The 12,912-nt window shown below is 71.8% G+C and carries 9 protein-coding genes; 8 read left to right on the top strand and 1 reads right to left on the bottom strand.

Annotation, left to right across the window (positions count from 1 at the left end; translation table 11 throughout):
• Nucleotides 1-101: 101 nt before the first annotated feature.
• Complete coding sequence (locus ACTWJ8_RS05375; RefSeq protein ID WP_443263117.1) at nt 102-2,780, top strand: ATP-binding protein; 2,679 nt, start codon at nt 102-104, stop codon at nt 2,778-2,780.
• Nucleotides 2,781-2,793: 13 nt separating this feature from the next.
• Here the strand turns inward: ACTWJ8_RS05375 and ACTWJ8_RS05370 are convergent, their stop codons facing one another.
• The gene (locus tag ACTWJ8_RS05370) at nt 2,794-3,465 is read right to left on the bottom strand and encodes a GntR family transcriptional regulator (protein ID WP_356381018.1); all 672 of its coding nucleotides are present in this window, start codon (nt 3,463-3,465) and stop codon (nt 2,794-2,796) included.
• 173 nt (nt 3,466-3,638) lie between these two features.
• Between ACTWJ8_RS05370 and ACTWJ8_RS05365 the strand changes: the two genes are divergently transcribed.
• The 7 genes from ACTWJ8_RS05365 (at nt 3,639) to ACTWJ8_RS05335 (ending at nt 12,681) form a co-directional block, all read left to right on the top strand.
• Nucleotides 3,639-6,545 (top strand): AMP-binding protein, encoded by a 2,907-nt coding sequence (locus ACTWJ8_RS05365; RefSeq protein WP_443263116.1) that lies wholly within the window; start codon nt 3,639-3,641, stop codon nt 6,543-6,545.
• A gap of 99 nt (nt 6,546-6,644) precedes the next feature.
• Nucleotides 6,645-7,070 (top strand): malonate transporter subunit MadL, encoded by a 426-nt coding sequence (gene madL / locus ACTWJ8_RS05360; protein WP_443263115.1) that lies wholly within the window; start codon nt 6,645-6,647, stop codon nt 7,068-7,070.
• Between the two features lies 1 nt (nt 7,071).
• Nucleotides 7,072-7,836, top strand: a complete 765-nt coding sequence (gene madM / locus ACTWJ8_RS05355) for a malonate transporter subunit MadM (protein ID WP_356381009.1) — start codon at nt 7,072-7,074, stop codon at nt 7,834-7,836.
• Nucleotides 7,837-7,978: 142 nt separating this feature from the next.
• Nucleotides 7,979-9,250 (top strand): GDSL-type esterase/lipase family protein, encoded by a 1,272-nt coding sequence (locus ACTWJ8_RS05350; RefSeq protein WP_443263114.1) that lies wholly within the window; start codon nt 7,979-7,981, stop codon nt 9,248-9,250.
• A 96-nt stretch (nt 9,251-9,346) separates the two neighbouring features.
• A complete protein-coding gene (locus tag ACTWJ8_RS05345; RefSeq protein ID WP_356381003.1) occupies nt 9,347-9,919 on the top strand; it encodes a TetR/AcrR family transcriptional regulator in 573 nt (190 codons plus the stop codon).
• A gap of 68 nt (nt 9,920-9,987) precedes the next feature.
• Nucleotides 9,988-11,208 (top strand): GDSL-type esterase/lipase family protein, encoded by a 1,221-nt coding sequence (locus ACTWJ8_RS05340; RefSeq protein WP_443263113.1) that lies wholly within the window; start codon nt 9,988-9,990, stop codon nt 11,206-11,208.
• 27 nt (nt 11,209-11,235) lie between these two features.
• Nucleotides 11,236-12,681 (top strand): glyceraldehyde-3-phosphate dehydrogenase, encoded by a 1,446-nt coding sequence (locus ACTWJ8_RS05335; RefSeq protein WP_356380998.1) that lies wholly within the window; start codon nt 11,236-11,238, stop codon nt 12,679-12,681.
• Nucleotides 12,682-12,912: the final 231 nt, after the last annotated feature.

Genomic DNA, 12,912 nt, shown 5'->3' with positions numbered 1-12,912 from the left:
TCAAAACGCCCACGTGTGCCGTGGGCACATTCCGCGAACCGTTTCCAGCAGCACGTACCGCGGACCGGACAAGGCAATACAGGGCGACCACAGGGACCGGCATGGCTGCGCCACCTCCAGGACAGCGCCTCCTCGAACGCGACCTCGAAATGGCCGCGGCGACCCGGGCTCTGGACGCGCTGTGCGGCGCGCGGCACGCCGGGGGAGTGGTCGTCTACCGCGGCGAGGCGGGCGTCGGGAAGACCGCGCTGCTCGACCGGATCGCCGACGCCGCGCGCCCTCGCTGCACCGTGCACACGGCCCGGTCCGGCGAGTCCACCACCCACCAGCCCTTCCACCTGGCGCGGCACCTGCTCGGCCCCGCCGTCGAGTCCGCCGCGCCCGGACCGGCCCTCGACGTGGCGGGACCCGCCCTCGGGCTCACGGCCCCCGGCGCCCTCCCTGCCGACCCGCAGGGCGTCCGCGACGCGCTCGACGCCCTCCTCGTCGCCCACGCCCGCGAGCGGATCACCGCGCCGGAAGGGCCGAAGCCCCTCGTGCTGCTCGCCGACGACGCCCACTGGGCCGACGGAGAGAGCCTCGCCTGGCTCGCCTCCCTCGCCCCGCGTCTGGCCGCGCTGCCCGTCCTGCTCGTCGTCGCGCACCGCCCCGCGGAACTCACCGACACGGCGCCCGACTCAGCCCGCGACCTGGCCGTGCTCGCCGACGCCTCCCGCCTGCACGTCACCCTCCAGGCCCTGACCCGCGAGGCCACAGGCGACCTGGTGCGGAGCGTGCTCGGCGACCTCGCCGACGACGTTTTCTGCCGCGAGGTGTGGGCGGTCACCACCGGAAACCCGTACGAGGCCGTGGAACTGCTCGCCAAGTGCACCGCGCGCGGCGTCGCCCCCACGCAGGACGCCGCCCCGGTGCTGCGCGCCTTCGGCACCACCGCGCGCGGCGGCGGCATCGTGGCCCGGCTCGGTGAACTGGACCCGGACTGCAACCGGTTGGCGTGGGCCGCGGCCGTCCTCGGCACCGACATCACGTTCGCCGCGGCGGCCGCGCTGGCGGGCCTGCCGCCGGAACGGGCCACCTGGTGCGTCGAACGGCTGCGTGAGGCCCGCATTCTGGCGCCGTGCGGCACCGCCGGAGCGACGGGCCCTGGAACCGCCAAAAGTCTCGACGAGCCCCTCGACTTCCAGCACCCCCTCGTCGGCACCGCCGTCTACCGCGCCGTCCCGCCCGCCACCCGCACCGCCCTGCACGGCCAGGCCGCCTGGACGCTCACCCGCCAGGGCCACGGCCCCGCCGCGATCTCCCGGCACCTCCTGGAGATCCACCCCGACGACGACCACGAGGCGGTCCGCCTGCTGCGCGCGGCCGCCGCCGAACACCTCGCCGTAGGAGCACCCGAGGCGGCCCGGCGCTGCCTGGAGCGGGCCCTGCGCGAACCGCCGTCCGTCGTCGACCGCGCCCAGGTCCTCCACGAACTCGGCTGCGCCTGCCTGCTCTCCTCGCCCGCCACCACGGTCCGCCACCTGCGCGCCGCCCTCCGACTGCCGGGCCTCACCGAGCAGTTGCGCATCGACGCCACCCTTCGCCTGGCCCAGGCCCTCGCGCACGGCAACGAGATGCGGGACGCCGCCCGCGTCGTCGCCGACGCCGCCGTCGTCACCCCGCCCGGCATCCAGCAACTGCGGCTGCTTGCCGCCCGGTTCATGTACGAGTCGTTTCTCGCCGAGGAGGACGACGGGCCCGCCCGCTCCGAACAGCTCGTGCTGCTCGCCGACACGCTGCCCGGCTCCGAGAACGCCGAACGAGCCCTGCTCACCCTCCGCGCCTTCGACGCCATGCTGCGCGGCGAACCCGCCGAACACATCGGCGACCTGTGCGACCGCGCCCTCCTCGACGGCCGACTCGCGCCGGGGCTCGGCTGGACCGACACCGAATGGGGCTTCGAGATCCCCGCCCTGCTCGGCATCACGCTCGCCTACATCGACCGGCTGCGCGAAGCGGAGAGCCTGTTCACGGATGCGCTGCGCACCTTCGAACTCGGCGGCTGGAGCGGCGCCCACCTCGCCTTCGCGCACATCCTGTGCGGGGCCGTCGAGCGCAGGCGCGGGCGGCTCGTGGAGGCCGAGGCCTACCTGCGCGAAGGACTGCGGCTCGCCGAACGCGTCGGCGGACGCTCCACCGTCCGGTGGGACGCCGTCTGCCTCCTCCTCGACACGCTGCTCGCCCGCGGCCACGTCGACGAGGCCCACCGGCTCGCCGACGGCCACGGCTTCGGCGCCCCCTACCCGGACGCGCTGATCCTCCCCGACGCCCGCTCGGTGCGCGCCCGCCTGCTGCTCGCGCTCGGCCGCACCAAGGACGCCAGGGCCGAACTGGAGGCCACGGCCGCGTCCACCATCAGGCGCGGCCGCCACAACGTGCAGTGGGCGCCCTGGCCCTACGACCTCGCGGACCTCGTCGCCGACGAGGATCCGGTACGCGCCGCGGAGCTGATCGCCGACGCACGCCACTGGGCGGGCGTCCTCGGCACCCACAGCGCCGTCGGCGAGTCCCTGCGCCGGGCGGCGGCCACGGCCCCACCGGAACGGGCCCGCACCCTGCTGGCACGGGCGGTGCACGAACTCGCCGCGTCCCCGGCGGCGTACGAGGAGGCGGCGGCCCGCCTCGACCTGGCCGAGGCGACCAGCGACCCCACCCAGGCCCGCCGCGCCCTCACCCTGGCGGAAACGTGCGGCGCGGACGGCCTGGCGAACCGGGCGCGGAGGCTGCTGGGAGCCATGTGAGCGCCCGTGGCCCTCACCCCGCCGCCGGCTCCGTCACATGCCGCCACGTCCGCACCAGCTGCGAGAACTCCTTCACCTGCACCAGCACATGCTCACGCGCCGCCTCCTCCGCCCGCTCGCCCGCGCCGGAGGCGATCGCGTCGGCGATCTCCCGATGCTCCGCGAGCGACCGCCGCATCCGGTCGGGCACCCGCAACTGCAACCGCCGGTACGGCTGAAGCGCTCGCTTCAGGGCGTGCGCCTGCTGCCGCAGATACTCGTTGCCGCACGAGTCGTAGACGACCCCGTGGAAGCGCGCGTTGGCGTAGTAATAGGGGTCCGCGTCGCCCGCGAGCGCGTGCTGCTCGCACTCCCGCAGGGCGTCTTCCAGCTCGGCCAGTGCGTCCCGTTCGATGCGTCGCGCCGAGAGCCGCGCGGCCATCCCCTCCAGCTCGGCCATCACCTCGAAGCGCTCCGCCAGCTCGGACACGCTCAGCTCGGTGACGTACGTGCCCTGCTTGGGGCGGATCTGCACGAGGCCCGACCGCTCCAGGGCCTGCAACGCCTCGCGGACCGGCGTGCGCGAGCAGCCGAACTCGCGCTCGAGCTCCGCCGGGTCGAGCCGCTCCCCCGGCCGGTACCGGCCGTCCACCACAGCGTTCTCCAGGGCGTCGCGGACACGCCTGGCCTCCGGGACTCGCGCCATCTCCACCTCCGAAACCCCAGGTTATCCGCACGCTCCAGGGGGTGGCGCGGGTGCTTCCCGTCCTCTACGGTGCGCTGTTATATACATCACGGCCCACGATGCATATCAAGCCTCACGCGGTACGTGGCATGGGGACGAACACGGGCATGGCGACGGAACGGAGAGGTGCGCGGATGGAACGGCACGACGGCTGGCTGCTGTCCGACCTGTACCGGGCGCTCGGAGAGCGGCGCACCGGCCACCACGACCCGGAGTCCGACGCGCCGCTCGACCAGCTGCTCGTGGCCTGCGAGGTCCTGATGAGCGACGTCGGCGAGGCGTCCATGCGCGCCGTCGCGGCCCGCGCCCTCGCCGCCTACGACGCCCTCGACGACGACGGGCGACTCGCGTTCTTCGCCCACATCACCAGGACGTACGACGCCGACGCCGAGCAGGTCCGTGCCGCGTACCGCCGCTGGGAGGAGGCACGCGCCGCCGGCTCACAGGGTGAGTCCGAGCTCGTGGGCCTCTTCGACGTCGTCGAGCCGGCCCGCCAGCAGCTCCTGCGCCGCATGAACCACGCGCCCGACGCCACCCTCGCCCTGGTCCACATGCGCGCCGACCTGCGCCGCCTGCTGCCCGCCCACCCCGAACTTCGCCCGCTCGACCACGACTTCCACCACCTGCTGACGTCCTGGTTCAACCGCGGGTTCCTGCGCATGCAGGAGGTCACCGCCGACTCGCCGCCCGAGCTGCACCACCACCTGCTGCGCGGCGAACAGGTGCACCCCATGGCGTCCGATGCCGAGCTGCGGCGCCGCATCGAACCCGAGGACCGCCGCGTCTACGCCTTCTTCCACCCGGCCACCGGCGACGTACCGCTCATCTTCGTGGAGGTCGCGCTCGTCCGCGGGCTGCCCGACAGCATCGCTCCGCTGCTCGACCCCGGGCCCGCGCTCAGCCCGGCCGACGCGGACACGGCGGCGCTGTACTCCATCAACAACGCACTCGACGGCCTCGCCGGGGTCTCCTTCGGCAGCTTCCTCATCAAGCAGGTCATCGAGCAGGTCGGCGAACAGCTCCCGCACCTCACGCAGTTCGCGACCCTCTCGCCGATCCCCGGCTTCCGCGCCTGGCTGGACAAGCGGGCCGAGCACGAGACCGAACTCGCCGACCTCGTGGCGGAGTTGAACACTCCCGGCGCGCTCGACGACGCCGAGCGGATCCGGCCCCGCTTCCTGCCCGTCCTCGCTCGCTACATCACCGCCGAACGACGCCCCGACGGGCGGCCCCTCGACCCCGTCGCCCGCTTCCACCTCGGCAACGGCGCCGCCGCCTGGCAGCTCGACTGGCCCGCCAACGCCTCGCCCGACGCCTGGCGCCAGTCCTACGGAGCGATGATCAACTACCGCTACGAACCGGACGAGTTGGAGCGCCGCCACGAGGACTTCGTGCGCCGCGGAGCCGTCGCGGTCGGCGGCCCGCTCGCAGCAGACTTCCCGCAGCACGAGGCCCCGTACGACAAGGCCCCGGCAGGAAACCAGAAAGGAACACCCCCGATGAGCACGCAGCCGAGCCCCTCGACCGCGCCCTTCCGCACCATCCACAGGACCTTCGTCGAGCAGGCGGAGCTCCGGCCGGACAAGGCGCTCTTCGAGCTGCCCGACGGGCGGCCCGTGACCTACCGCGAGACCGCCGACCTCGTGCGGCGGATCGCGGCCCGCCTCGTCGCCGACGGCGTGCGGCCCGGCGACCGCGTCGCCATGCAGGTCGACAAGTCGGTCGAGGCCATCGCCCTCTACCTCGCGACCCTGCAGATCGGCGGCGTCTTCCTGCCGCTCAACACCGCCTACACCGGCGCCGAGATCGACTACTTCATCGGCGACGCCGAACCGCGCGTCCTTGTCTGCCCGCCGCGGCGGCGCGCCGACCACGCCCACCGCGAGGGCCCCGACCTCGTCGTCGAGACCCTCGGCACCGAAGGCGACGGCAGCCTCCTCGAAGGCGACACCCGCCACGACGACGTGCACGAGGCCGCCGCGGACGACCCGGCCGCCATCCTCTACACCTCCGGCACCACCGGACGCTCCAAGGGCGCCGTCCTCACGCACGAGAACCTCGCCTCCAACTGCGCCGCGCTGATCGACAGTTGGCGGTTCACCTCCGACGATCGGCTGATCCACGCGCTGCCGATCTTCCATGTCCACGGACTGTTCGTCGCCGCCAACATGGTGCTCACCTCGGGCGCCTCCATGTACTACCTGCCGAAGTTCGACGCCGACGCGATCGCCGAACTCCTGCCGCGCGCCACCGTGCTCATGGGCGTGCCCACCTTCTACACGCGCCTGCTCAAGCACGAGAAGGTCACCCCCGAGACCTGCGCCTCCATGCGCCTGTTCGTCTCCGGTTCCGCGCCGCTGCTCGCCAGCGACCACGAGGCGTTCGAGGCCCGCACGGGCCACGCCATCCTCGAGCGCTACGGCATGACCGAGACCGGCATGAACACCACCAACCCGTACGAGGGCGGGCCCCGCAAGCCTGGCACCGTCGGCAAGGCGCTGCCCGGCACCGAGATCCGTGTCGTCGACCCCGAGACCGGGAAGCCGCTGCCCGACGGCGAGGTCGGCAGCGTCGAGGTGCGCGGCCCGAACGTCTTCGCCGGCTACTGGCGGATGCCGGAGAAGACCGCGGCCGAGTTCCGCGAGGACGGCTTCTTCATCACCGGCGACCTCGGCCTGATCGACGAGGACGGATACCTCTGCATCTCCGGACGCGGCAAGGACCTCATCATCTCCGGCGGCTACAACGTGTACCCCAAGGAGATCGAGACGCTCCTCGACGCCCACCCCACGGTGCTCGAATCCGCCGTGATCGGCGTGCCGCACCCGGACTTCGGCGAGACGGTCGTCGCCGTCGTCGTCCCCGCACCCGGCCAGGAGCCGCGCGAGCGCGACCTCATCGACTCCATCTCCGGCGACCTCGCCCGCTTCAAGCACCCGCGCGCGGTGCGCGTCGTGGAGGCGCTGCCCCGCAACGTCATGGGCAAGGTCCAGAAGGCCGAACTCCGCAAGACCTACGCGGACTTGTTCACGACCTCCTGACCCATCCCGGCCCCCTCCGGTCTCAATCCCTCGATCCAACCCCCCGCACGTTCTTGGTTTCTTGCTTCCTCAATCCGGTCTCTCAATGTGGAGAAGACGATGGTCCTCTATGGAGTGGCAGCGCTGGCGGTGTGCATGCTCACGGGCACGCTCGTCGGTGAATACCTGGGCGAGGCGCTCGGCGTCGACGCCAATGTCGGCGGCGTCGGCTTCGCCATGATCATGCTCGTGTTCGTGACCCACTGGCTGCGGCAGAAGGGGAAGTTCCCCGAGGCCAGCGAGCAGGGCGTGCTCTTCTGGAGCGCGATGTACATCCCCATCGTGATCGCGATGGCGTCGACGCAGAACGTGTACAAGGCCGTCACCGGCGGACCGATGGCACTTCTGGCCGGGTTGCTCGCGCTCGTCGCCGGGTTCGCCCTGGTGCCGGCCGTCGCGCGGATCGGCGGGCCGGGGGAGCCGCTGCCCGAACCGGACGAGGCCGAGGCCGCCACCGAGACCGCCACTCAGAAGCAGGGGGCCTGACGTGGATACGTTCGTCTCCGTCTGCAAGGACAACGGGCTCATAGTCGCCTTCGCCCTGGTCGGCACGTTGATGCTGGTCTCGGCGTGGCTGTCGAAGAAGCTGACCCGCGGGCGGCTCCAGGGCTCGGCCATCGCCATCGTGCTCGGCCTGGCCCTCGCCTACTGGGGCGGCTCGGCGACCGGGGGAGAGGCGGGCCTCGCCGACATCACGGCGCTGTCCGGCATGAGCCTCATGGGCGGGGCGATGCTCCGCGACTTCGCGATCGTCTCCACCGCGTACGGCGTCGACCTGAAGGAGATCAAGCGGGCGGGCCCCGCCGGAGCCCTGTCGATCCTGCTCGGCGTCGTCGTCTCCTTCGTCGCGGGCGCGCTCATCGCCGCCCTGTTCGGTTACCGGGACGCGGCCTCGCTCGCGACCATCGGCGCGGGCGCGGCGACGTACATCGTGGGCCCCGTCACCGGCACCGCGGTGGGCGCCAGTTCGGACGTCATCGCGCTGTCGGTCGCGGCGGGCCTGGTCAAGTCGGTGGTGGTGATGGTGGGTACGCCGCTGGTGGCCCGCCTGATCGGCCTGAACAACGCCAAGTCGGCGATGGCCTTCGGCGGCCTCCTCGGCACCACGTCCGGCGTCGCGGGCGGCCTGGCCGCCACCGACAAGCGCCTCGTCCCGTACGGCGCGATGACCGCGACCTTCTACACGGGCGTCGGCTGCCTCCTCGGCCCCTCGCTGTTCTACGTTTCGCTGCGGGCGGTGGTCGGCGGCTGACAGAGGTGGCCTACAGGGGGTGGGGTGGGGCCGGTGCGGTCCTGCCCCACCCGGCCCCTCACTTCTTTTCCGCAAGATCGACGCGCGGTCCTCAGCACAGCACCATCCACACTCCCGTTCACCGGAAGCAGAGGTTGTGCCCATGCCCCGACTTCGTACGATCACGACCGTCGCAGCCGCCGTCCTCGCCCTCGCGGGAGGCGGCCTCGCCGGGGCCCCGCACCGCGCCGAGGCGAGAGCCGGGCAGGGCGGCGGCGACGCATGGTTCACGTCCTGGGCGCAGTCCCAGCAGGACGCGGCGGCCCAGCCCCTGCGCGACCAGTCGGTCCGCACCGTCACCCACCTCAGCCAGGGCGGGGACGCCGTCCGCGTCCGCATCCAGAACACCTTCGGCACCACGCCCCTCCCCGTCACCGCCGCATCCGCGGGCCTGAGCGACGGCGGACCGGGGCTCAAGGGCGCGGCGCACCCCGTCCGCTTCGACGGAAAGACCCACGTGACCGTCCCCGCGGGCGGCGAGGTCTGGAGCGACCCCACCGGCCTCACCACGAAGGCCCAGGCCGACGTGGCGGTCTCCGTCGCGGTCAAGGGCACCGCCACGCCGGGGCAGCACCGCACCGCGCTGCGCACCAACTACCTCACCCCCGAGGGCAGCGGCGACCACACCGGGGACACGGGCGGCGCCGCGTACACGAAGACCGTCGACGCCACGTACCTGGTCAGCGCGGTCGACGTGCACAACCCGAGCCTGCGCGGCACGGCGGTCGCCTACGGCAGCTCCGTCGTGGACGGCGTCGGCAGCACCAACTGCGGCCCCGGCTGCACGGAGACCGGCACCAACCGCCGCTGGACCGACGACCTCGCGCGCCGCGTGCACGCGGAACTCCCGCGCACCCGGCAGGTCGCCGTCGCCAACGCGGGGATCAGCGGTACGACGAGCGCCGCCGACTGCCCCGGCACACCGACGAACGTCCAGGGCCTCGACGCCGCCACCCGCCTGGAGCGGGACGTCCTCGCCCTGCACGGCGTCACCTCGGTCCTGTACTACTACGGCACCAACGACCTCGCTTTCGGCTGCGACGGCGAACAGATCCTCGCCAGCTACAAGAAGGTCTTCGAGCGCCTGCGCGACGCCGGCGTCCGCGTGTACGTCACGCCCATCACACCCCGTCCCGGCTACACGGACCGCAACAACGTGGACCGCCACACGGTCAACCTCTTTACGAAGAAGGCCAGTTCCTGCGCCGGAACCTGTGACAGCGTCATGGACTTCGACGAGGTCCTGAAGGACCCGCTGCACCCCAACAGCATCGAGCCCTCCTACGACAACGGGGACGGCGTCCACGCGAACATCGCCGGCCAGCAGGCGATCGCCGACTCGATCTCGCTGAACATGCTCACGGCGCGAAACTGAGAAGCTAAGGCGTTCGCAGATTTGCCTAAAGGTGTTAGGCAGGTGCAGAATCGGTTTCGTAAGAGTGACGGGGGTCGAAGGAGAGGACGCACGGTCATGGCACGTGCCGGGTTGACCGCGGAGCGACTGGCCAGGGCCGGGGCGGAGCTCGCCGACGAGGTCGGGTTCGAGCAGGTGACCGTCTCGGCCCTCGCCCGGCACTTCGACGTCAAGGTCGCCAGCCTGTACTCGCACGTCAAGAACTCGCACGACCTCAAGACGCGGATCGCCCTCATCGCCCTCCAGGAGATGGCCGACCGGGCCGCCGACGCCCTCGCGGGGCGGTCGGGGAAGGACGCGCTCGTCGCGCTCGGCAACGTCTTCCGCGACTACGCCCGCGAACACCCCGGCCGCTACGCCGCGGGCCAGTACCGGCTCGACCCCGAGGCGGCCGCCGCGAGCGCGGGCCCGCGGCATGCGCAGATGACCCGAGCCGTGCTGCGCGGCTACGACCTCACCGAACCCGACCAGACCCACGCCGTGCGGCTCCTCGGCAGCGTCTTCCACGGCTACGTCAGCCTCGAGGCGGCCGGGGGCTTCAGCCACAGCGCGCCCGCCTCCGACGAGAGCTGGGCGCGCAGCCTCGACGCGCTCGACGCGCTGCTGCGGAACTGGCCCGCTCAAGGCTGATCCAGAGGCGTCGTCGCCGCATCCAGCGAGACAGCCATCCACCCTTTGATCAACAGATTGACTTCATCATGAGCACCTCTGACTCCGTTGATTCCGGCCACGGCTTGATCGACGTCCCGTTGACGGACGAACTCGTCCATGGCGCGATCGACATTGAGCACACCGCCCGCGGCCTCCTCCCGCACCGCCTGCCCGCCTGGGCCCGCGCCCAGAACACGGACGGCCAGCTGGCCATGGCCGAGTCGCAGCCCTCCGGCGTGCGCCTGGCCCTGCGCACCCGCGCCACCGTCGTCGAACTCGACACCGTGCCGACCAAGCGCGCCTACGTGGGCGTGCCCCCGCGCCCGGACGGCCTGTACGACCTGCTCGTCGACGGTCGGCTCACCGCGCAGGGCAGCGTCACCGGCGGCGACACCCTGACCATCGACATGTCCAAGGGCACCTTCGAGCACACGCCTGGCGAACCCGGCACGCTCCGCTTCGAGAACCTGCCCGACGGCCCGAAGACAGTCGAGATCTGGCTGCCGCACACCGAGACCACCGAACTGGTCGCCCTGCGCACGGACGCGCCCGTCGAGCCCGCACCCGGCCCCGGCCGCGGCTCGGGCCGCAAGGTGTGGCTGCACCACGGCAGCTCCATCAGCCATGGCTCCGACGCCGCGAGCCCCACGGCCATCTGGCCCGCCCTCGCCGCGTCCCACGCGGACGTGGACCTGATCAACCTGGGCTTCGGCGGCGGCGCCCTGCTCGACCCGTTCACCGCACGCACCCTGCGCGACACCCCGGCCGACATGATCAGCGTCAAGATGGGGATCAACCTCGTCAATGCCGACCTGATGCGCATGCGGGCGTTCACCCCCGCCGTGCACGGCTTCCTCGACACGATCCGCGAGGGGCACCCGACCACCCCGCTCCTCGTCGTCTCGCCGATCCTGTGCCCGATCCACGAGGAGACGCCCGGCCCCGGCGTCCCCGACTTCAGCAGCCTCGCGAGCGGACAGCTGCGCTTCATGGCGATGGGCAACCCGGACGAGGTCGCCCAGGGCAAGCTCACGCTCCGGACCATCCGCGCCGAGCTGGCCCGCATCGTCGCCGAGCGCGCCGCCGACGACCCGCACCTGCACTACCTCGACGGCCGGGAGCTGTACGGCGAGCAGGACCACGAGGAGCTGCCGCTCCCGGACTCCCTGCACCCCGACGCCACCGCCCACCGCCGCATCGGGAAGCGCTTCGCGGAGCTCGGGATCGGCCCCCTGATCGATCAGCCGAACGGGCGGGTTAGCATATGAGCGCCGCCTAGCTCGAAAGAGACGCACGTGACTGTCAACGACGACTCGTTCACCAACTGGAAGCACCGCGAGGAGACCGCGGAGGCAATGATCCCGATCATCGGGAAGCTGCACCGCGAGCGGGACGTGAACGTCCTGCTGCACAGCCGCTCCTTGGTGAACAAGTCGGTGGTCAGCCTGCTCAAGGCCCACCGATTCGCCCGCCAGATCGCCGGCGAGGAGCTCTCGGTCACCGAGACCATGCCGTTCCTCAAGGCCCTCGCCGACCTCGACCTCGGGCCCTCGCAGATCGACCTCGGCATCCTCGCCATGACGTACAAGGCCGACGACCGGGGCCTGAGCGTCGAGGAGTTCACCGCCGAGGCCGTCGCCGGTGCCACCGGCGCCCTCAAGCTGGAGCGCGGCGAGGGCCGCGACGTCGTCCTCTACGGCTTCGGCCGCATCGGCCGCCTCGTCGCCCGCCTCCTCATCGAGAAGGCCGGCTCCGGCAACGGGCTGCGGCTGCGCGCCATCGTCGTGCGCGGCGGCGGCGAGCAGGACCTCGTCAAGCGCGCATCCCTGCTGCGCCGTGACTCCATCCACGGCCAGTTCCAGGGCACGATCACCGTTGACGAGGCGAACAGCACGATCAACGCCAACGGCAACGTGATCAAGGTGATCTACGCCAACGACCCGTCCGAGGTCGACTACACGGTGTACGGGATCAAGGACGCGATCCTGATCGACAACACCGGCAAGTGGCGCGACCGCGAGGGCCTGTCGCAGCACCTGCGCCCCGGCATCGACAAGGTCGTCCTCACCGCGCCCGGCAAGGGCGACGTGCCGAACATCGTGCACGGCGTGAACCACGACACGATCAAGCCCGACGAGCAGATCCTGTCCTGCGCCTCCTGCACCACCAACGCGATCGTGCCACCGCTCAAGGCGATGGCCGACGAGTACGGTGTGGAGCGCGGTCACGTGGAGACCGTCCACTCGTTCACGAACGACCAGAACCTGCTGGACAACTACCACAAGGCCGACCGCCGCGGCCGCTCCGCGCCGCTCAACATGGTCATCACCGAGACCGGCGCCGCCTCCGCCGTCGCGAAGGCCCTGCCGGACCTCAAGGCGCCCATCACCGGCTCCTCGATCCGCGTGCCCGTCCCGGACGTCTCCATCGCGATCCTCAGCCTGCGCCTGGGCCGCGAGACCAACCGCGACGAGGTCCTCGACTACCTGCGCGACGTGTCGCTGAACTCGCCGCTGCGCCGCCAGATCGACTTCACGGACTCGCCCGACGCCGTCTCCAGCGACTTCGTCGGCTCCCGGCACGCCTCGATCGTCGACGCCGGCCCCACCAAGGTCGACGGCGACAACGCGATCCTCTACCTCTGGTACGACAACGAGTTCGGCTACTCGTGCCAGGTGGTCCGCGTCGTCCAGCACATCTCCGGCGTCGAGTACCCGACGTTCCCGGCGCCCTCCGCGTGACGCACCACACCTGGCGTACGACACCGACGTACGACACATGTCCAGAGGCCGGTCCCGCAGCAGGCGGGGCCGGCCTCTCGGCACATCTCGGCACGTGACACGGCACTTGACGAGTTGATCAACGGGGGAGCAGGATGGGGCCATGCTCACTCATCGCGCCCACGCTCTCGGAACGGCCCCCGTTCCGGATCGATGTGGTTGCGCGCGCAGCGGCTTGTAGTGGGCCTCCAG

The organism is Streptomyces sp. SDT5-1 (genome assembly GCF_052245995.1).
Taxonomy (GTDB): domain Bacteria; phylum Actinomycetota; class Actinomycetes; order Streptomycetales; family Streptomycetaceae; genus Streptomyces.
The sequence above is the reverse complement of the archived record's forward strand: the minus strand, read 5'-3'. Positions and strand labels throughout refer to the sequence as shown.

What these genes read in the sequence shown, in the direction of transcription:
- ACTWJ8_RS05340 (WP_443263113.1), top strand. Translation starts at nt 9,988, where the DNA reads ATGAGCACCTCTGACTCCGTTGATTCCGGCCACGGCTTGATCGACGTC.
- ACTWJ8_RS05350 (WP_443263114.1), top strand. Translation starts at nt 7,979, where the DNA reads ATGCCCCGACTTCGTACGATCACGACCGTCGCAGCCGCCGTCCTCGCC.
- ACTWJ8_RS05345 (WP_356381003.1), top strand. Translation starts at nt 9,347, where the DNA reads ATGGCACGTGCCGGGTTGACCGCGGAGCGACTGGCCAGGGCCGGGGCG.
- ACTWJ8_RS05365 (WP_443263116.1), top strand. Translation starts at nt 3,639, where the DNA reads ATGGAACGGCACGACGGCTGGCTGCTGTCCGACCTGTACCGGGCGCTC.
- ACTWJ8_RS05370 (WP_356381018.1), bottom strand. Translation starts at nt 3,465, where the DNA reads ATGGCGCGAGTCCCGGAGGCCAGGCGTGTCCGCGACGCCCTGGAGAAC.
- ACTWJ8_RS05375 (WP_443263117.1), top strand. Translation starts at nt 102, where the DNA reads ATGGCTGCGCCACCTCCAGGACAGCGCCTCCTCGAACGCGACCTCGAA.
- madL (WP_443263115.1), top strand. Translation starts at nt 6,645, where the DNA reads ATGGTCCTCTATGGAGTGGCAGCGCTGGCGGTGTGCATGCTCACGGGC.